At 34.8% G+C, this 20,567-nt stretch carries 17 protein-coding genes; 13 read left to right on the top strand and 4 right to left on the bottom strand.

Annotation, left to right across the window (positions count from 1 at the left end; all coding sequences use genetic code 11):
- Positions 1 to 3,431 (top strand): GH116 family glycosyl hydrolase (locus tag PLA12_08450; protein HOQ32530.1); only part of this gene is annotated, 3,431 nt, incomplete at its 5' end.
- A gap of 15 nt (positions 3,432 to 3,446) precedes the next feature.
- Here the strand turns inward: PLA12_08450 and PLA12_08445 are convergent.
- The 4 genes from PLA12_08445 to PLA12_08430 all read right to left on the bottom strand — a co-directional run bounded on the left by PLA12_08445 (position 3,447) and on the right by PLA12_08430 (position 7,672).
- Complete coding sequence (locus PLA12_08445) at positions 3,447 to 3,632, bottom strand: hypothetical protein (protein ID HOQ32529.1); 186 nt, start codon at positions 3,630 to 3,632, stop codon at positions 3,447 to 3,449.
- A 62-nt stretch (positions 3,633 to 3,694) separates the two neighbouring features.
- Complete coding sequence (locus PLA12_08440; protein ID HOQ32528.1) at positions 3,695 to 4,636, bottom strand: inorganic phosphate transporter; 942 nt, start codon at positions 4,634 to 4,636, stop codon at positions 3,695 to 3,697.
- Entirely contained in the window at positions 4,636 to 5,277 is a 642-nt protein-coding gene (locus PLA12_08435) for a DUF47 family protein (protein HOQ32527.1), read from the bottom strand. The genes PLA12_08440 and PLA12_08435 overlap by 1 nt, the downstream gene beginning before the upstream one ends.
- A 25-nt stretch (positions 5,278 to 5,302) precedes the next feature.
- Complete coding sequence (locus tag PLA12_08430; protein HOQ32526.1) at positions 5,303 to 7,672, bottom strand: alpha-galactosidase; 2,370 nt, start codon at positions 7,670 to 7,672, stop codon at positions 5,303 to 5,305.
- 113 nt (positions 7,673 to 7,785) lie between these two features.
- On the opposite strand from PLA12_08430, the gene PLA12_08425 reads away from it, so the two are divergent.
- From PLA12_08425 to PLA12_08370, 12 genes are all read left to right on the top strand, one after another.
- Positions 7,786 to 9,117, top strand: coding sequence for a phenylacetate--CoA ligase (locus tag PLA12_08425; GenBank protein ID HOQ32525.1), 1,332 nt, complete (start codon positions 7,786 to 7,788; stop codon positions 9,115 to 9,117).
- Between the two features lie 48 nt (positions 9,118 to 9,165).
- Entirely contained in the window at positions 9,166 to 9,606 is a 441-nt protein-coding gene (locus PLA12_08420) for an ACT domain-containing protein (protein HOQ32524.1), read from the top strand.
- A 16-nt stretch (positions 9,607 to 9,622) separates the two neighbouring features.
- Positions 9,623 to 10,945, top strand: coding sequence for a phenylacetate--CoA ligase (locus PLA12_08415; protein HOQ32523.1), 1,323 nt, complete (start codon positions 9,623 to 9,625; stop codon positions 10,943 to 10,945).
- A 76-nt stretch (positions 10,946 to 11,021) separates the two neighbouring features.
- Positions 11,022 to 12,263: an ATP-binding protein gene (locus PLA12_08410; protein ID HOQ32522.1), complete on the top strand. Its 1,242-nt coding sequence runs from the start codon at positions 11,022 to 11,024 to the stop codon at positions 12,261 to 12,263.
- A gap of 156 nt (positions 12,264 to 12,419) precedes the next feature.
- A complete protein-coding gene (locus PLA12_08405; protein ID HOQ32521.1) occupies positions 12,420 to 13,016 on the top strand; it encodes a hypothetical protein in 597 nt (198 codons plus the stop codon).
- A 225-nt stretch (positions 13,017 to 13,241) separates the two neighbouring features.
- The gene (locus tag PLA12_08400; GenBank protein ID HOQ32520.1) at positions 13,242 to 13,814 is read left to right on the top strand and encodes a hypothetical protein; all 573 of its coding nucleotides are present in this window, start codon (positions 13,242 to 13,244) and stop codon (positions 13,812 to 13,814) included.
- Entirely contained in the window at positions 13,807 to 14,535 is a 729-nt protein-coding gene (locus tag PLA12_08395) for a hypothetical protein (protein HOQ32519.1), read from the top strand. Before PLA12_08400 ends, PLA12_08395 begins: the two co-directional genes overlap by 8 nt.
- Positions 14,536 to 14,571: 36 nt before the next feature.
- Entirely contained in the window at positions 14,572 to 15,675 is a 1,104-nt protein-coding gene (gene ugpC / locus PLA12_08390) for a sn-glycerol-3-phosphate ABC transporter ATP-binding protein UgpC (GenBank protein HOQ32518.1), read from the top strand.
- Positions 15,676 to 15,717: 42 nt separating this feature from the next.
- Entirely contained in the window at positions 15,718 to 16,884 is a 1,167-nt protein-coding gene (locus PLA12_08385) for a galactokinase (protein ID HOQ32517.1), read from the top strand.
- Positions 16,885 to 17,083: 199 nt separating this feature from the next.
- A complete protein-coding gene (locus PLA12_08380) occupies positions 17,084 to 17,551 on the top strand; it encodes a prepilin-type N-terminal cleavage/methylation domain-containing protein (GenBank protein HOQ32516.1) in 468 nt (155 codons plus the stop codon).
- A gap of 15 nt (positions 17,552 to 17,566) precedes the next feature.
- The gene (locus PLA12_08375; GenBank protein ID HOQ32515.1) at positions 17,567 to 18,223 is read left to right on the top strand and encodes a prepilin-type N-terminal cleavage/methylation domain-containing protein; all 657 of its coding nucleotides are present in this window, start codon (positions 17,567 to 17,569) and stop codon (positions 18,221 to 18,223) included.
- An 11-nt stretch (positions 18,224 to 18,234) separates the two neighbouring features.
- The gene (locus PLA12_08370; protein ID HOQ32514.1) at positions 18,235 to 20,565 is read left to right on the top strand and encodes a hypothetical protein; all 2,331 of its coding nucleotides are present in this window, start codon (positions 18,235 to 18,237) and stop codon (positions 20,563 to 20,565) included.
- Positions 20,566 to 20,567 lie beyond the last annotated feature (2 nt).

The following is a 20,567-nucleotide window of genomic DNA, read 5'->3' as shown; positions in this document are numbered from 1 at the left end:
CGAAACTTATTTTTGGAGATTTTTCTCCTAATCTGGACCTCTCTATGGAATGTTTCTCACCATTTATTCCGTTAGACGAAAAGAATTCATCATTACCTGTTATATTTTTCACTTTTACATTAAAAAATAATGGAACAAAAAATATTAAAGGTTCTTTAGCAGGGACTATTCCCAATATTATAGGCTGGGATGGTTATGGAGAATTATTAAGTGCTACATATACAAAAGGTGGAAAACAAATTTATGCGATACATCATCCCGAATTAGGATACAACTTCAATACGACTCAAAAGGAAATAGATACAACATCTATTGATATGGGTATAACTTCTACTGGCAAAGAGGAGTTTAAAGAGGATATTCAGTTATATACCAATTTATATGACTGTGCACAACCATTACGATTTTTGCGAGGAGTTCACATAAATTATCAAGAAAATATCAATCCAAGTGATGACCAGAACACAAGCAATCCCTGTGTTTATTGGTTAGGTCCTTCTGATAAAGTTTTATCATCAGATACCATAAAGAAACTTAATGAAAGAATACAAGATGGGGCTCATTTGATTGTTAGTGGAGACACAAACTCTGTTTTTGATTGGTTAGTTGCAATAAATAGAGCCAAAAAGAACCTTAAAAAAACTCATATATTTGACAATTTTGAATCTGGAACATATAACTTATGGACAATCACAGGTGACGCTTTTGGTGACAAACCCGCTGATGGAACATTTCCTTCCCAAACAGATATTGTCGGTTATGAGGGGAAATACTTTATAAATTCTTACAATGGCGACGATAAAAAAACAGGAACGGCTATATCTAAGGAATTTACTATTCAACACTCATTTATCCATTTCCGTATTGGAGGAGGAAATAACCCTGAAAATTCCTATATCGCCCTTATTGTTGATGGAAGAAAAATATTATCATCTACAGGCTCAAACTCTGAAACTTTAAAGAAAGTTATATGGAATGTTTCAGAATATATAGGTAAAAAAGCACATATTGAAATTGTGGATAACGCTTCCGATGGTTGGGGACATATTTTAATAGATGAGATAATATTTACCAATGATTATCCTATAGACAAGAATTCATATAAGACATTGCAAACATGGCTACCTGTTGCTTCCAAAAAAGGAAATTGGGTAAATAACAAATATCAAGTAAAGTTAGGAGAATCATTCCCTAATTTAAAAGATTTTCTATTAGATATTAATAACATCTATAAAACAACACCCAATATCTCTATAAAGCAAAGTGAAGTATTGCTAAAAACAGATACTGGTATACCTTTAATTATCAAGAAGAAAATAGGTAAAGGCTCTGTTGTATGGTGTAACGGGAAAATAACCGATTGGATTTCATCTGAATATAAGAGGGCCTGGATTGCATCTTTAATTGGATTAATAACAAATGTTCCTTATACTTATAACAAGGGACTTGACTCTTTACATCCACTATGGGGAAATATGGTTTTTTCTCTAAAAACATCGGGGAAAAATGAGCCTCAAACATGTTCGCAATGGAGCGATTTCAATTATTTCTGGCAATGTTTTTCAAAAAATGGAAATTTACCACAATCAGAGAGCACAGAACCCAGTGACCCTGGTTATACATGGAACGGAACAATTGCATATCCATTTGAATTATCCCCCGGCGAAAAAGAAGTAATTACTTTCGTTTTATCCTGGTATTTCCCTAATCGAACTCGTGGAAATCAGTATTATTGGACACTTCCCCTCTTGCGATATGACTATCGTTTAGGGAATTACTATAACAATTACTTTAAGAATGCTATGGAGATAACCAATTATTGCATAGACAATTTTTCTTACTTATTAAGTCGGACATCCCAGTTTCACAAAGATTTTTTCTCCTCTACACTTTCCCCTGTATTATTAGAAGCCATTTCGGCAAATATTGCCACACTTCATACTCCTATTTATATATATTTAGAAGATGGAACAGTTGGCGGTTTTGAAGGCACGGATAACTGTTGCCCTATGAATTGCACTCATGTATACAATTATGCTCAAGTACTTCCGTTTTTATTCCCCAAATTAGAACAAAGAATACGCTATCAAGAATTATTCTATATGGTGGATAAACAAGAATTTTACATTCCCCATCGTTTTATAGTTCCGCCATCAGAACCTCAATTGAAAAACGAAATCGGCGGTCCTCAACACCATGCTTTAGATGGGGAATTAGGAACCCTTTTAAAGTTATATCGTGAATATAAAATTTCCTTAGATAAAAAATGGCTGGAACCTATCTGGAATAATGCTATAAAAGTTTTCCAACACATCTTAGAAAAACATGACCCGACGGGAGAAGGAATTATTCGCGGTGAGCAACCTAATACCTATGATACGCACATTTATGGCTCAAATACATTTATTGGTACTTTATATCTTGCTACATTAAAGGCAATGGAAATCATGTTAAAAGAATTAGGCTCTCCTGACCCAAACCTGATTTCCGAATGTCAGAAGCGATACGAATCAGGTATGAAGAAATATATGGAAACTTGTTGGAATGGAGAATATTTTATTAATGTATTTGATGCTCCTGATGTTGGACCGGAAGTTTATAATCAAACGAATTGTTATGGGCCTGGGTGTCACTCAGACCAATTATTAGGTCAATGGTGGGCTCATATTTTAGGACTTGGATATTTATTCCCCGAACCCTATATCAAAACAACACTCGATTCTATTTACAAAAATAACTGGCGGAAAAATTTTTATGACCATGTTCAGGTACCGCGCCGTTTTGCAGAAGATGATGAACCGGGTATGCTAATCTGTTCCTGGCCTAAAGGGGGAAGACCCGAATCACCAATCCTCTATTGTGATGAAATATGGACAGGCATGGAATATGAGGTAGCAGGACTTTGTATTTTTGAAAAGGATTGGGATAAGGCAATAGAAATAGTTACCGGTGCTCGTTCTCGTTATCAAGGAAATCGTAAAAATCCATGGAGTGAAATTGAATGTGGTGGACATTATGCCCGTGCAATGTCTGCATATTCAATGCTTATTGCAGGTTCTGGATTTAATTTTGACAACGGAAAAGTCAAAATAACTCCTCGAGTAAGAGAGAACCCCTCTTCTTTCTTCTTCTCTACAGGGACATCATGGGGAATGTTTGAGTTTAATAGCAGTCCCCGTAAAACGACTATCACAATAGCACCTCATTATGGAAAATTGGAACTATCAAAAATCAGTCTTCCTGCGGAAAAGTTAAGATTTAATCAAATGAGTATGACTCTGGTTAAAGGAGATAGGTATATACCAATTACCGAAAAAATAGGTATAATTCAACAAGATGAACAATACAAAACGAACTTAATAACAATTTTATTAAGACAACCTATTATTATTCTTGAAAATGAGAAAGTTATTATAGATATTCGCTGGTAAAAAATTGAAATTGGTTTAAACTTTTATATCCAACTTTTGCCCTTGTGTTGGAGGAAGCGTTGCGGATTGTATTAGTTTAATAGCCATATCCCCTTGTTGCTGCATAACACTTTTCCGCATATTCAGGATTTTTGCGTAATATTCCATACTTATTTGGGCTGTTTTCAACCCTACTTGTGGATTAATATTTATTGTATCCATAATTACACTTCCTTATTTCTTGATATATTATAACATTTAAATCTAATTTTTTCACAAAAAATTTATTTGTTCAGGAAAATAGCATAACCTGCGGAGGTAAGAATAAGACTGGCTATAGGAGCAACAAGCCAACTTAACAGAATATCTTTTATAACCTTAAATTGTAAGGTATGAACTCCATGATAAATCCCAACTCCGACAATGGCTCCAACAACAGCCTGTGTTGTACTTACAGGTACCCCTACTAATGAAAAAATATATACTGTAATCCCCGAAGATAAAACTACAATCAGTGCTGAAAATCCATCCAAAAGTACTATGCCTTTACCTATATTCATCATTACGGATTTACTAAAAAGTAAAACCCCTGTACCTATAAAAAAACCGCCTAATAATGCCAACTCTGTATTTGAAACATCTTTCATAGTCCCTGCAAACATTCCTACCGTATTTGCCACATTATTTGCTCCTAATGCATAAGCACCAATAATGCCCGATATAATCAATCCTCTTCTAATATATGTTTCTCTTGTAAGTATCCCCACTTTAATATGAGAAAGAGAAACAAGCATTATTTTATAGCAAATAATCGCAATGATACCCGCCCCCAAAGGTGTAAGCAACCAACAAATCAATACCTTCCATAACATTTTCCATTGGACTTCATTTTGCGTCAAACCCAAACCAATAAGCCCTCCAACAACAGCCTGAGAAAGACTTATAGGCTGTCCTAACATAGTTAGAATAAACCCCACAAAACTTACCACCAATCCTACTAATATAGATGTATTTATATTCTGTGTTGTAATTCCACTTAATGTATCTATTCCCTTACTACCCTGTAATACGGCACCTACAATAACAAAGAAAAAAGTTAATAAACCGGCTGTTCGAAAACGAACAAATCGCGTTGCTACGGCTGTTCTAAATACATTCCCGGCATCATTTCCTCCCAAAGTCAAACCTAACAGGGCTGATGTGATAATAATCAACAATATTCCCATTACATCATCCTTTTTACTATCATAATTCTCATAAAGTCCCCCACTTTCTCTGCATGATTTGTTACTTCACTTATGGAGTTTATCAAATCACGCAATAAAATTTTCCTAAACGGTTCTATATCGGATTGAAATACCTTTGTAATAGCATCCGATTGTATTTTATCTACTTCACTTTCCATCGCATCAATCTGACCTAAAATTTCAAGCACTTCACGAAAATTTGAAAATAGCATTTCAACTCCCTGTATTGTGATATCTACACATTTTTGTGTAATAGTAGATATAGAATTGATTTCGCTTTTCAATATTTCCGGTATATGAATTTGTTGTTCGACAATCATCTTAACAGTTTGCTGGACTTGGTTGGGTATTCGGTCAAGGATTTCAAGTAGTGATAGGATATCCCCTCTTGATTCAGGAAATAGAGAGCGTTCATATATAAAATATTCTATTTCCCTTCGCAAATCATCTGCCTTGCTTTCTGCTTTATGAACCTCCAATGTGGTTTCTTTCCAATTTTCACAATCTGTCGCACCAATACAGCCCGTAAGTACTTTCATCCCAAAATTCACACATTCTTGAGATTTTTGACAATATTCATTTATTTTCTTTTCAACCCAATTTTGAGATTTATTAAACATAAAGAATACCCTCTTTTTAATATTTTTATTCAAAAATCATACTCCATTTTACTCTATTTACATCCTTTGGGGTAACAAACTGAATTGTTATAATACCTTCCTTTTGTTCCAATGAGACATCAGGCACATTGACTTCTTCTATCCTAACTTTTCTTCTTTCCGGGTCAAAAAATGTTAATTTATATTCCGTGTCTTCAATTACCTCCATCATACCTGTCATTTCTTTTTGCGCTGGCAAGTATTTTAATTCTTCCATGTCAAAAATACCCTGTGTAATATGGTGATTTGAGGCAACAAACATAGGGTTCTTTTCTAAAAGGCGAATACCATACAAAGATGCAGAAGCAGGGGGCAAATCTACAATAAAGGCGTTTTGTATAACACCGACAAAAGTTTCATTCCAAAAATCATATAATGTATATAGTTGATTTCCATCCAATCCCAGTTGCTCCAAGAAAACAGATACTTTTGTGTTTTTTTCTTTATCCCAATTAAAAACAGCAACAATGTTTGCACCCAATATAGGTCCTGAGACAGGTAAAGACCATATTTGAGGATATGGATTATCAAACAAATCTATGGGGCGAGCAGATTGTGTTGATTTTGGAATTACTTTTTTTAATATATTGACTTGATTGGGGGATAGTTTTGTAAACTCCTCCCCTATTTTAAAAACTCCACCTGTCAATGCGGTACCGGTAATCCATGCTATTACTTGAGATTGTGTTAATTTTTTATCATCGGAGATATTCCACCTCTTATTGCTTTCTGTATTACCTAAAAAAACACAATCCTGGTCAGGAGCTCCTAAATGAGGAAACAAATAATATCGGCGAGCAAAATTATTGAGAGACTCTACACAACCCCAATTTCCAGAAAGAGTTGGTGACGACCATAAAGGCTTATTATCTAAACCAATTCGGATTCCATCTGCATACATTCCCGAAACATTAATAGGGAGCATTGTCATAAGAAATTTTTCATTCCCCATTCCTTCACGAATAGATTCCAACCCTTTTCTTAATACCTGCAGTTTGGTTAAATTTTCATCTTTATATTTTTCTCCTAACAACAAATGATAAACAAAATCGGCTTCTACAAGTCCATCAAAACCCCATTCATTGGTAATTCTTTTACATATATCCCGTGTGTAATTATACGCTTCAGGAATAGTAACATCTAAAATCTTTTTATCACTTCCTAATAATAATTTACCTCGTGCGTCTGGGGAAATCAACCAATCGGGACGTTCTTTAGCCAACTTTGAATTTTCAGGTACTGTAAATAGGTCTATCCATAACCCTGCTTTCATACCTCGATTATGCAACTCATCTACTATCGGTTTTAATCCGTGAGGAAATTTTTCGGGGTGTGGCTCCCAATCTGCAGGACCTCGCTCCCAACCTGCATCAATAGCAATCTGATTCCAACCATATCTTTTAAGATGAGTGTCCACAAATTGGATATTATCCATGATTACTTTCTCGTTAATATCCTTATTAAGACCCGTGCTCCAACTATCCCAGCCATGAGGCAAAAAAGCATTATTTTTGTTTAATTTATTCATCACTGCAATAGCCCTCCCATATCGTTCCAAACAGAGATGTGGATTTTGCTCACCTAAGGAGAAATACATTACTTCTGCATTCAATGTTTTGCCTGTCGAAAGTTGAACAGGAGCATCAAAAACACTTTCCGATTTTATCAAGACTGTCTTTTTTTTCTCGTCCTTAGTAAGGGTAATTTGTCCGTAGGCTTTATCACAAGTTAAAAAACCTGCCAGTAATGACTGCCCTCTTTTACGGTCATACAAAACCAGATTCCATTGTGATTTCAAGTCAAAGCCGTTTACCCATTGAGGATAATCCATCATGGATTCAAATATATTTCCATTTCCAAGGCAAACTACAGAATTATTATCAATTTCTTCTTTTCTATATTGACTTAATATTCCTTGTGCTGATATTAACGACCTTATTTTCTGCTCTTTTTTTGAATTGTTGATGTATTGGTACCTAATTGTAAAAAAAGGTTTTCCCGGATATACTTCTACCACCCATGTAAGATTTTTCCCTTGCACATACAGACCTATTCCATCACCCATCGGGTTAGAAACAGGTTCCTTATACCAATTTAAACCGGAAAGTTTTAACGGCACAATTTCATCAGAATCTGCATACATAACAGAAGGGCTATCTAAAGATAGAACTTCTAAATCATTTGCAAAAAAAACTTTGATTGTTCCATTCTTAAATAGATGGACTTCATATAAATCGGTGGAAAGAGAGGCTATAGAACGACGACTTGTTTCTGCATGTATATCTGGTAACACAAGTATTAACCCAAATAATAAGCAAAAAAACAATAAATAAAATTGATTCTTCTTTACTTTCATTATTCTTCCTTTTTTATCATGTTTTTGACTGACAATAAGTATTCTCATTATACTATCTCATGTTTTTATTAAATAAAAAGTTTTAAATTTTTTGTAGTATAAGGATTTGCAGTATGAGTTCTTTTTGGCACGATGCAGGGAGTAAATTTAATCCTATCAGTTCTGTAGATTACTTACCCCGAAATTTTCTTGAAGAAATTCAATTACACCGATTACAAAAGATGGTTCAGCGGGTTTATGAAAATGTTCCATTTTACCGACAACGAATGGACGAAAATAAGGTAAAACCAGAACATATCCGTTCCATAAAGGATATAGAATTATTACCTTTTACAGTCAAAACAGATTTAAGGGATACTTATCCCTTTGGTCTTTTTGCAAGTCCTATGCCTGAAATTGTACGACTTCATGCATCCAGCGGGACTACAGGCAAACCTATCGTAGTAGCATATACAAAAGAAGATATTGATGTATGGTGCAATGTTATGGTTCGAAGTTTAGCCGCTTGTGGTGTAGACCGTGGAGATATTGTTCAGAATGCCTATGGATACGGATTATTTACAGGTGGATTAGGCTTCCATTATGGTGCAGAATCTTTGGGAGCCACGGTTATCCCTATTTCAGGGGGGAATACCGACCGTCAAATCATGATTATGAAAGATTTCAATGTAACCGTTATATGTTGCACCCCAAGTTATTTTGTTCATATCATCGAAAGGGCTGGAGAATTAGGCATTGATCTAAAATCATTGCCTCTCCGAATCGGAATATTCGGTGCAGAACCCTGGAGTGAAGCCATGAGACAATATATAGAAAGGGAAGCAAATATAAAGGCATTTGATATTTATGGACTTTCGGAAATTATTGGACCCGGCGTCGGTAATGAGTGTATTTGCCAAAACGGATTACATATTTTTGAAGACCATTTTTATCCTGAAATTATAGATCCTGAAACATTAAAGCCCTTACCTGATGGTGAAGAAGGTGAATTGGTATTTACAACCCTCAGTAAAAAAGCCATGCCCATGATTCGTTACAGGACAAGAGACATAACTGCCTTTTACAATGAACCTTGCCCCTGTGGTAGAACTATACGAAAAATAAAGAAAATTTCCCGTAGAAGTGACGATATGTTCATCATTCGAGGGGTTAATGTATTCCCAAGTCAGATAGAAACGGCCTTACTTGCAGTAGAAGGCTCTACACCTCACTACCAGATAAAATTGACTCGTGAACACGGATTAGACCAGATGGAAATTCTAATTGAAGTTACAAGTGAAATGTTTAGTGACCGTATCGCTGAAATGGAGAAACTTCAAGAAAAATTTGTGCAATCTATTGAAAGAATCATTAATATTCGGGCTAATGTTCGTCTTGTAGAACCTCATTCAATACCGCGAAGTGAAGGCAAAGCCAAACGCGTAGTGGATTTAAGAAAAATATGATTTTTATAATGAATAAATAAACTTAACTTAATATGATGGAGTTCATATATGAAAATACAACAAATTTCCATGTTTTTAGAAAACAAACCCGGTAGAATTAGTGAACCCTGTAAAGTATTAGCAAAAAATAATATAAATATACTTACTTTATCCCTTGCCGATACTCAACAATTTGGAATTCTGCGACTTATTATTCAAGATTGGAAAAAAGCAAAAGAGGTTCTTGAAAAAGAAGGATTTATTGTTAATATCACCGAAGTAGTTGCTACTGAAGTTGAAGATAAACCCGGTGGTCTTGCCAAAATACTCGAAGTAATTGAAAATGAAGGATTGAATATCGAATATATGTATGCATTTACCTTCCGTAGTGATGATAAAGCCGTTATTGTTTTTCGATTTGACCAGCCTGACCTTGCTATAAAGGCATTACAAAAGAAGGGGATTAATGTTTTGGACAGTGTCCAGTTATATGAAAAAGCCAATCAGTAATATAAGGTACCTATAAATGAGTTCGTTACCGTTTGATAATTGTATCTGGGATTCTGCAGAAACTATAACAGCGGAAGAACGGCAAAAGTTGCAGTTAGAATTATTAAAAAAAGTAGTGGAAAGAGTTTACAATACAGTTCCTTTTTACAAGAATTCTTTTGATAAACACAAAGTAAAACCAGAAGATATAAAGTCTCTTGATGATTTAAGAAAATTACCTTTTACTGTAAAAGAAGATTTAAGACAAAATTATCCATTAGGAATGGTTGCTGTTCCTAAAGATGAATTAGCGAGAATTCATGGTTCTTCCGGTACAACAGGCAAACCCACATTGGTAGCATATACACATAAAGACCTTGAAACATGGGCAAATCTATGCGCCCGATTTCTTGTAGCAGGGGGGTTACGAAGAGAACACTTTGTGCAAATATCGTTTGGTTATGGACTTTTTACAGGTGGTTTTGGATTACATTACGGAGTAGAAAAAGTTGGAGCAACAATTATTCCCGCTGCTTCTGGAAATACCGCAAGACAAATTTTACTAATTCAGGATTTAAAACCCGATGTTTTAATATGCACCCCCAGTTATGCCTTAAATATTGCGGAACATGCCAAACAAACAGGGATAGACCCAAAAAACTTATCTCTAAAATATGGACATTTTGGGGGTGAAATGTGGACTGAAGATATGCGGAAAGAAATTGAAGAGCAATTAGGAATTATGGCTTTCAATAATTATGGACTTAGTGAAGTTATTGGACCGGGGGTAAGTGGTGAGTGTTATTTGCAGAAGGGTATGCATATTCAAGAAGACCATTTTATTGTAGAATGCCTAAACCCTTCTACACTTGAACCTGTAAAAGAGGGCGAATATGGTGAATTGGTTTTTACAAGTTTAACAAAGGAAGCGTTTCCAATAATCCGTTACAGGACAAGAGACCTTGCCTATTTAGACACCAGCCCATGTCCCTGTGGTAGGACGACAAAACGGATGTCCCGTGTAAAAGGACGCTCAGATGATATGCTAATCATTCGGGGTGTAAATGTATTCCCATCTCAAATTGAAGAAGCCATTCTTCAAGTTCCAGGAATTTCTCCCCATTATTTAATTGAAGTATCAAGACCGGGTATCTTAGATGAAATATCTGTAAAAGTAGAACTGCAACCCGGATATATCTCCGATAAAATGAGTGAGATGCAATCTCTACGAGACCGTGTCCTTCGCAAAATTAATGAAATTACAGGAATTCATGTTAATATAGAGTTGCTTCCGCCGAATACATTGGAACGCTCTACAGGAAAAGCATGCAGGGTCGTAGACCATCGAAAAATTTCTTAAAACCCATGATGAATAATTTATTTACAAGCATCATTTTTATTAAAATATCATGGGAACTTTAAAATAAGGTCAACACATGCGAACAATACACATTCAAGTTAAAGAAGACCATCTCGAAACTATAGGAAAAACCCGTCCTTTAAATGCCATTGTTGAATTAATCTGGAATGCCCTCGATGCAGAGGCAAAACAGGTACAGGTTCGTTTTATTGAAAACGAATTAAGCGGTTTGGATTATATTGATATTATTGATGATGGTAATGGATTGCAATTTGAAGAGGCTTTAATTTCTTTTAGCAATTTAGGTGGTTCCTGGAAAAGAGGCGAATATGTTACTCCAAATGAAAAAAGAATTTTGCATGGGAAATACGGTAAAGGGCGATTTCGTGCCTTTTCTTTGGGGAACAAAGTATCGTGGAAAAGCATTTATCGAGATGGAAATAATCTGTATTGTTTCTATATCAAGGGAGATATAGAAAATTTATCTGTATTTGAAGTATCCGAACCAGAACCTGTTACAGAATACGAAAATTCCACAGGTATGTATGTTCGAATTGCTCTACCCAATGATAATACCTCCCTTATACGAGGGGTGCTTGCGTTAGAGGAAATTACTGATATTTTTGCTCCTTATTTAATGCAATACCCAAATGTAAAAATTATATATGATGGAATATCTATTGACCCGCAAAATGTCCAGAAAACTCAGTATGAATATCCGTATCACGATATAGTTGTGCCCAGTGGAAAAACTATCAATGCGACTTTAACTATTGTAGAATGGAACACATCGGGAAGACGAGGACTTTTATTCTGTGATGAGAATGGTTTCGCAAGATTTATCCCCTTCCCTCGATTACACTTCCGCGGGTTCAGTTACACAGCATACTTTAAATCGGAATATATTAAGTTATTAGACCAGCAAGGATTACTCCAGGCAGATGAACTGTGTGAAGATGTCCGTTTTCTCACTCAATACTGTAAAAAAAGACTTCGGGAACATTTTATTCTGCGGGAAGCAGAAAAAACGCAACTCATGATTGAAGAGTGGAAAGACGATGGAATTTATCCCATTACCCCGGAAGATATGTCTAACCCGGAAAAAAGTATTTCTATAAAAATATTTGATATATATGCTACCCATCTTTTTCAAATGGTTCGAGAACTTAATGATGCACCCCAATTAATTCAAAAATTAACTTTGAAACTGCTTTACACCTTAATACAGACGGATTCGAATAAAGTTGCTCATATATTAAACGAGATTATCTCTCTACCTGAAGACAAAGAAACTGAAATTCAAAGATTATTAATTTAGTTTATATGAGATATGTTTTGTAATTTTTCTCTCAAAAAAACGAATAAATTTTTTTCCTGCAATAAAATTTTCTATATACAGTTATTTTTTGTATTTATACTTTCCCCTAAAATAATAATTGCCCAGGGTTTTATAGAAGATTTATTTAGAGGCAAGATGCTTTCATCCGAACCCGGTGTCTGGGCTATTTATGAAATAACAGATAAAACAACAAAAACACATATTTTATTAAGACAGGCAATAACGGGTACAGAAAAAACAGATGAAAATACCACTGCATTATGGTTAGAATCGGAAATTATACCTACGGAAGGCTTTCCTTCTGTGTATCGCTTTCTTATTTCTTACGATAAAAATGGAAAAGAAAAAATTCATAAAATAATTGTTCGTGAAGGTGCCAATCCTCCCCAAAATATTGATAGTGAAACCATGCCAGATAATACGGAAACGACTTCAAAGAAAAAACTTATTGGTGAAGAAGATGTTGAGTTTAAAAATGGAAAAATCAAAGCAAAACATTACAGAATTGATGAGGACAATACAACAAAAGAAATCTGGCTAAATGATGAGGTAAAACCTCTTGGTATTGTTAAATTATCTACTAATGATGGAGAAATGGTTCTTGTAAAATATGGTAAGGGTGGAGAAGAAAGCAAAAGTGCGATTGATTTACCTGTAAAAAAAGATACTCAACAAACTTTAACAAAACCTCATGTAGATGTTTCAACTACGGAACCTCAAAAAAAAGAATAATGTGTGTTTATTTTTAATTTTTTAGTAAATCTGTTAATATAAGTAAAAATAAAGTTTCATAAAGATATGGTAAATAAAAAAATTACATATTTAAAAATGAACACTTGTTTTTGTTCTAATATTAAATTTTTTGTTAATACTTTGCTTATATTAATTTCATGCATTTATTGCGTTGTTTCCGAAATAAGTTGTAAAACAAGTACAGATAAGAAAGATAAGGAAGAAATGGTATCCGCAGGAGAATTAATACCTTTCGTTCCGGATAATCCTATCTCAAATATTCAATGTATGCGGGGTCCTTATCCAAAAATATTTAATCCTGAAAGCCAGGCTGTATGGACATCTCCGAGTTCTCCATCACAAGGAGTAACAATTGATATTGTATTGGATTCCTCCTTTCAAGATATGAGTATTGCTTATGATAGCGTCTGTTTAAGAGAATTTAACATTTACATGCTCTTGAATGAAAATACAGAAATACATCCCACTCAGATTATTCTGGATAAATCACTGGAAGAAATCCCATCGGGAACCCTTCGTAGATTTAAGCGAAAGGTTACCCTTATTTTTCCCTATAACGCTAATGAAATCCTTGTTCCCAAAGAAGGGCTTCAAAATGTAAAGATATACCTTATACTTAATGGTTATGACACCACCTTCTGTTTTTCTTGGAGTCCCAAACAGGTGCCTGTAGAGGTGCCTCTTTCTATGAAATTAAAAGACAGTAAAGAAAGTTTAAAGAAAAAACAGAAATCCCTTCACAAAAAGGTATTAAACTGGACTCATACCTTTGACTGACACACCCGAAAAAAAATCTAAAAAGAAAAGACCTACAAAAAAGAAGAAAGCAAAAACTACCTTCAAACAAAAGATATTTTATGTTATAAGTCTTTCAGGTTCTTTGCTATTTCTTCTTTGTTGCATTTTTGTCTTTTATCCATACAGTCGAACCCTTTTTATAACAAATATTGTTGAAAAGAGATTTTCAAAACCATCGAATATATCTCTCCACTTTGACCAGGCTTATTTAAATCCTTGGGATTTTTCTATTAATTTTAAAAACTTATATATAAAAAACTTACCTCCTTTTCCTGATGAACCTGTTTTCCAATCAGGACATATACAAACAAAGATACATATTTCTTCCCATTTTAAAATTTATTATGATATATACATTAATAACTTACAATTAAATCTATATTACATTCCCGGAAGAGGAACTAATATCGGTTCTTTATTAAACATATTAAAAAAAGAACAAAATACTAATATAACAGCACAAGATATTCGTTCCCTCTCTATTGAAAAAGTCAGAATTGTAATTACCCAAAACCTTGAACCTCAAAAAATAGATATAAATACACCCAAATATTTTTACGCTGATAAACAATCGGAAAATGTTTCGGGTTATACATATATTATGGAATGTATTATCAACTCACTAATTATTAACAACCCAGATATACCTGCAGATTTTAGGACAAGTTTAATTAGCGACATAAAACAAAATACAATATAAATATACTATATACAAAAAAGAATAGGAAAAATAAAGATGGCAAAAGTTGAACTAATACATTTAACGAAAACTTATCCCAATGGCCTTACTGCTGTTAAAGATGTAACAATTACAATAGAGGATAAAGAATTTGTAGTATTGGTAGGACCTTCGGGATGTGGAAAAACGACAACATTACGTATGGTAGCAGGTTTAGAAGAAATCACTTCCGGGGATATTTTGATTGATGGCAAATTAGTAAACAATGTTCATCCGAAAGACCGCGATATCGCTATGGTCTTTCAAAATTATGCGTTATATCCCCACATGACTGTCTATAAAAACATGGCCTTTGGCTTAATGTTAAGAGGTGTTTCCAAACAGGAGATTGATAAACGAGTTCGAGAAGCGGCTGAAATATTAGGTTTAACTAATTATTTAAATGTCAAACCGAGAGTTCTCTCTGGGGGACAACGACAAAGAGTGGCGGTAGGTAGAGCCATTGTTCGCAACCCTAAAGTTTTTCTTTTCGATGAACCCCTTTCCAATCTGGATGCTAAAATGCGTGTCCAGATGCGTGCCGAAATATCGAAATTACATCATCAACTAAAAGCCACCATTATTTATGTAACTCATGACCAAATCGAAGCCATGACAATGGGAGACCGTATTGTTGTTATGAATGAAGGGACTGTTCAGCAAATAGGAACACCTCTGGAACTTTATAACAAACCAGCCAACAAATTCGTGGCAAGTTTTATAGGCAGTCCACCTATGAATATGATTGAAGGGACTATTATATCTAAAGATGGGCATATATACTTTACCGATACTAAAAATATTGAAATTTTTGTTCCAGAAACTTTGCAAGAACATTTGAAAAACTTTATTAATCAAAAAATAATTTTAGGTATTCGTCCAGAGGATTTTATGATTAATCCAAATCAAATACCCCAAAAAGGTATTTCCATATCAGCCATTGTAGATGTAGTTGAACCTATGGGTTCTGAAATAAACTTATATTTAAATACAGGTGTGAATACCATTACAGTGAAACTGAAATTAAACAGTGAACCACCTGTGGGCAAACCTTTTATCGTCAATGCCGATATTAATAAAATTCATTTTTTTGACCCCATAACAGAACAAGCCATAGTATAAATATTCTTAAAACCTCAATTTATTATCAGGAGTATAATATCCATGGGAGAAATTTTGGAATATTTAGAAGGTCAGTTTCAACATCTCTTTAATACTACTCCAGATGTTATTGTAAAGGCTCCGGGTAGGGTAAATATCATCGGAGAACATACCGATTACAATCACGGTTATGTGCTCCCTATGGCACTTGAACAGGCTACATATATCGTAGGCAAAAAAAGACATGATTCGTTATTAAATTTTTATGCATTAAATATCAACCGTCAAAGTATTGCAGATATCAACTACCCATCTCGCAATCCCATTGACCCATGGATGGATTATATTATGGGCGTTTCTCATGAATTAAAAAAATTAGATTTTCATCTTCCCGGAGTAGATGGCGTTATATTCGGTGATGTTCCTATGGGATGTGGGCTTAGTAGTTCCGCATCTCTTGAAATGGCTGTATTAAAATTATTTGAAGCCGTAGGAAATTTCAATTTAGATGATGCAGAGGCAGCAAAATTAGGACAACGCGTTGAAAACGAATTTCTTGGGTTAAAATCAGGGATAATGGACCAATTCATTTCGAGGTGTGGGAAAAAAGGACATGCTTTGTTTTTAGATTGTAGAACTTTAAATTATGAATTAATCCCTATTGAGTTGCCCGAACATACTTTTGTTATAGCAAATACAAACTGTCCAAGAGGTCTCACAGGTTCAAAATATAATGAACGCGTAGCAGAATGCAATGAGGCATTAAATACTTTGAATAAATTCTACAAAAAATCTGCTACACATTTGAGAGACTTCACTATAGAAGAACTAATTCCAACAAAAAATATAATGAATCCTATATCTTATAAACGGGCTTTTCATGTTTTATCTGAAAATAATCGAGTTCTTTCTTGTATTGATGCATTAAAAAGTGGAAATATTTCCAGAGTGGGAGATTTACTTAACGAATCGGATTTTAGTCTTCAAAAAGACTACGAAGTTACTAATCGGGAATTAGAAGTAATGACAGAGATAGCAAGAAATATTGAAGGATGTAAAGGTGCAAGAATGACGGGGGCTGGTTTTGGTGGTTGTACTATCAATTTAGTTGAGACGAAGCATAGTGAAAATTTTGTTAAAATACTGATTGAAAAATATAACGCTACTACAGGACGAAACGGTTCTTATATTATCTCCCCACCTTCAGATGGAGCAAAGATTTTAAAATAACACATATAAATTACATTCATATAAGTAGTTATAGGGAACTTATCTAAAAATAAATTTTTCTTCTGTTTGAGTGAAATATTCCATAATTATTGTGGAATTTTCCATTTTCTTGAAATATTTTCTATATTTTTATGTTATAATCTATTAAGAAAGTAAATATGTTATATTTAGACAAATAAAATAAGCAGGATTAAAATATATGATGGATAGAAAAAGAAATGAGGGCTTAACATTAATAGAGATTATGATTGCAGTTGCTATATTTGCTTTTGTAGTTGGAGTTACTGCAGTTACATTGGTTTCATCACATAATAATCTTCAAGTTCAGAGAGAGCGGATACAGGCATTACATGCTTGCCGTGCAGTAATTGAAGCTATTCGAGAAAAACGAAAAGACTTTGCGGTAAGTGATGATAATTTTAACTGGGAAGGTTTTTATGCATGGATAAATGGGAAAACATCCAATGATTGGTTATCAATGGTATCTGTAGCGGAACATCCTATACCTATACCTGATTTGCAAATAAGCGTGGACTGCAGAAATATGAATGGAGAACCTGCAGGAGGAACAAACAATCCTGTTCAGGTTTTTGTAACAGCCACATGGACATCTATCCGTGGGCACACTATAAGAGATACTGTTGCTACAATATTAACTTCCAGATAAAATGAGGGCGCATATATGAAAAAAAGAATTTTTGGTTTTACTTTAATAGAAGTTACTATATCCATAGCACTAATGGGTATTATTTCACTTTTAAGTTTTCTCGCCCTACAATCTTCTGTAAAATCATCTTCACTCTCCTATGCTCAAAATGAAATTGACTCGGATTTGCGAAATACTTTTAATGAACTTTCTGAATTAGTGAAACAAGCCTATTCAGAAGTTAGCACTAATGTTACTCCTCCGACAGCACCTGCAGGAGCAGAAGCAATTCAAGTTCAAAATAATGGAAAGGGTTTGCGTTTCTTTATACCTGTGCCCGTTAATACACCTGCATTTCTCCAATCATCTCAACCTATTGTTGTTCAATATGAAAATGAAGACCGTTCCTCTGAAGGAGTTCCACCGAATGCTATTTTAGATGACGGTGAAGATACCAATGGGGATAGAGCATTAACAAGAAGATTGGTAATGGTTCAGGAAAATAACAGACGCGTAATAGGAAGTGCAAATTGTATAAGTAATGTAGAGTTTCAATTACTACCCGATAGAAGTGATAAAGAAAATACACCTACTTTGTTATATATTTATTTAGAAGGAACGAAACGAATGGGTCCGGGTGAAGGACCTTTAATTCGCGCCGAGCTCAGCGGAATAGTTAAATTAGAAAATTAGGAGATAGAGTTATGCGTATTATAAGAAAACGAAAAGAAGGTATCGCTTTAATTTTTACCACCGTTGCTATAATCGTAATTTTAGGTGCTATAGGGGTTATCACGGCAACAGTAGTAAACAACAAAAGAGAAACCGATTTTTCTGCCGATGATATCATTTTAAGAGAAGCATCGCAAGCAGGTATAGACCTGGCGTTAAAAAGGCTTTGGGATGACTATTTAGAAACAAGCGGGAACACTACAAGAAACTGGGCTTCCTATCGGTATTATCTCGATAATAATTTGGGTATTCTAATAAATGAAGACTTGAATTTTAACGGAACTAAAGATGTTGATGAGACGGGAAATCGAAATGGTATTTTCGAAACCTATCCGTCTGGATATGACCAAAGAGGTTGGGCTTTGTTTAGTCAACCTATTGTATTAAGAGACCCTAACAACAATCAAGAGATTGCACAAATCGAAAGTGTCCACATCGCAAGATATGATGAATGGTCTCGTTCATTTCTAACAATTACATCGACAGCAAGGCGAAATGGTATTGCAAAAACAGCTGTTCAGGTTGTTAATATCGGAGGAAGAACAAGTCCTCATACAGAATTTTCTGTTCTTGCAAATAATATTAGCTGCATTTTATGCCATGCAGAGTTTCAATCATTAGATTTGTTTAGAAATTCTGACCCTGCTAATTACAATACATTTGACCGAATCAAGGTTGCCTCCCTGGAATCCATGTTAGTAAGACCAACAGAGGCAGACAGCCGTACAGCAGGTACATTATATACAAGAGGTAGAGTTTATAAACCTGATGGGACACAATTTTCCGCCTCGGATCTGCAAAATTCTACATTAAAATCATACCGTATTAATAGTAACAATGGGAAAATCGTTCAAGATGCTTCAGGGAATATGATAATTGCAAATTTACAGAATGCTGGAACAACCCCTAACGGTGACCTTGTACAATTTGCAAATTTATATATGAATTATCCTACAGATGAACGAGCACAAACAGATGGTCTTGTACCGAACAATTTTCCGGCTCCATACCCAGATGATAATAATAATCGCATAGTTGATGATGAGGAATTTCAAGTGGTTTTGAATACTGCAAACGGAAGGGTTCATTTTGATAATACAATAGTAGAAGGGGAAGCTCCACCACCAGGACAAATAACTTCAGGCGTTGCTTATGGTGTTCCGCGCGGTTCTGTATATATACCAACGGACATAAATAACCCATTACCTACCGCATCCAATTCTGCTATTAATAGTCTTTCAACAACAGGAACTTATGATGGTAACCTCATACTTATTGGAACAGAACAAGACCCAATACAGATTGAAAGGACTGTTGCAGTAAATGGAGATTTAGTCATTGCAGGAAAAGTTAAAGGAGAAGGGCAATTATTGGTAAGAGGGAATGTATATGTAGTGGGAGATGTCACCTATGCAGATGCTCCGGGTGAATTTGGGAAAGCAGAAGATGGAACCACAAATGCCTTTGCACTTGTTGCAGGGGGAAGTATCATGATGGGCGATTATCTGACTGTTCGTGGTGTTAATCATAGTGCAAGAAATAATGAAAAATTTCCTCAATGGAGTCAGTATAGTATTGATACAAGAAATGCACACAGAACAAATAATGTAACAATTAATAAAGTAACAGAAACTTTGCGGTGGGGATATTTTGACCCTGATTCTGTGGATGCAGGACAAATTGTTTCAGGCAGAAAAGGACAACAGTTTAGTTTCACGACATCTGAATTAAAACTATTTAATCGAATGGAATTGCAGAAAGCATTAGCAGACCCGAATTACACTCCTCGTTTTTATGGTTTGCGAGCAAGTCAACCGGATAAAATTTATATCTACGATGCAACTGATGAACATGCGGTAAAATATAATGAAGCGGGTGTAAAATTACTACGGGATTATCTTATCCAAAAAGGTTTGCCTCTTGATATTCTAACCCGTGCTACTTATCATTACTGTAATCCAGATATGAATTGGATTAGCGAAGATACTTTACGGCACATCTGGTTTAATGATGAATTAACCCGTCCCGATTCTGGAAGACCGTTTCAATTCGACGGTCTTCTATACAGCAATAATTCCATCTGGTGTATCGTGAGGAGTAAGACAAGACATAATTCGAATACATACGGAAAAATGATTATTCGTGGCGGTATAGTATCAGCGGATTTAGGAGTCTTTGTCCCAGCTAATAATGGCGTCGGTATTGGTTTAACTATGTATTATGACCCTCGTGTTAGAAGATTTCTCGAAATTACAGACCCCAATATGGTTAGTTATAGAAAAATTGCATTCTATTTTCAATAATT

This window comes from Candidatus Hydrogenedens sp. (assembly GCA_035378955.1).
Taxonomy (GTDB): domain Bacteria; phylum Hydrogenedentota; class Hydrogenedentia; order Hydrogenedentales; family Hydrogenedentaceae; genus Hydrogenedens.
The sequence above is the reverse complement of the archived record's forward strand: the minus strand, read 5'-3'. Positions and strand labels throughout refer to the sequence as shown.

Excerpts from the sequence above, each read along its gene's own strand:
- PLA12_08445 (HOQ32529.1), bottom strand. The coding sequence starts at position 3,632 with ATGGATACAATAAATATTAATCCACAAGTAGGGTTGAAAACAGCCCAA.
- PLA12_08440 (HOQ32528.1), bottom strand. The coding sequence starts at position 4,636 with ATGGGAATATTGTTGATTATTATCACATCAGCCCTGTTAGGTTTGACT.
- PLA12_08435 (HOQ32527.1), bottom strand. The coding sequence starts at position 5,277 with ATGTTTAATAAATCTCAAAATTGGGTTGAAAAGAAAATAAATGAATAT.
- PLA12_08430 (HOQ32526.1), bottom strand. The coding sequence starts at position 7,672 with ATGAAAGTAAAGAAGAATCAATTTTATTTATTGTTTTTTTGCTTATTA.
- PLA12_08425 (HOQ32525.1), top strand. The coding sequence starts at position 7,786 with ATGAGTTCTTTTTGGCACGATGCAGGGAGTAAATTTAATCCTATCAGT.
- PLA12_08420 (HOQ32524.1), top strand. The coding sequence starts at position 9,166 with ATGAAAATACAACAAATTTCCATGTTTTTAGAAAACAAACCCGGTAGA.
- PLA12_08415 (HOQ32523.1), top strand. The coding sequence starts at position 9,623 with ATGAGTTCGTTACCGTTTGATAATTGTATCTGGGATTCTGCAGAAACT.
- PLA12_08410 (HOQ32522.1), top strand. The coding sequence starts at position 11,022 with ATGCGAACAATACACATTCAAGTTAAAGAAGACCATCTCGAAACTATA.
- PLA12_08405 (HOQ32521.1), top strand. The coding sequence starts at position 12,420 with ATGCTTTCATCCGAACCCGGTGTCTGGGCTATTTATGAAATAACAGAT.
- PLA12_08400 (HOQ32520.1), top strand. The coding sequence starts at position 13,242 with ATGGTATCCGCAGGAGAATTAATACCTTTCGTTCCGGATAATCCTATC.
- ugpC (HOQ32518.1), top strand. The coding sequence starts at position 14,572 with ATGGCAAAAGTTGAACTAATACATTTAACGAAAACTTATCCCAATGGC.
- PLA12_08385 (HOQ32517.1), top strand. The coding sequence starts at position 15,718 with ATGGGAGAAATTTTGGAATATTTAGAAGGTCAGTTTCAACATCTCTTT.
- PLA12_08380 (HOQ32516.1), top strand. The coding sequence starts at position 17,084 with ATGATGGATAGAAAAAGAAATGAGGGCTTAACATTAATAGAGATTATG.
- PLA12_08375 (HOQ32515.1), top strand. The coding sequence starts at position 17,567 with ATGAAAAAAAGAATTTTTGGTTTTACTTTAATAGAAGTTACTATATCC.
- PLA12_08370 (HOQ32514.1), top strand. The coding sequence starts at position 18,235 with ATGCGTATTATAAGAAAACGAAAAGAAGGTATCGCTTTAATTTTTACC.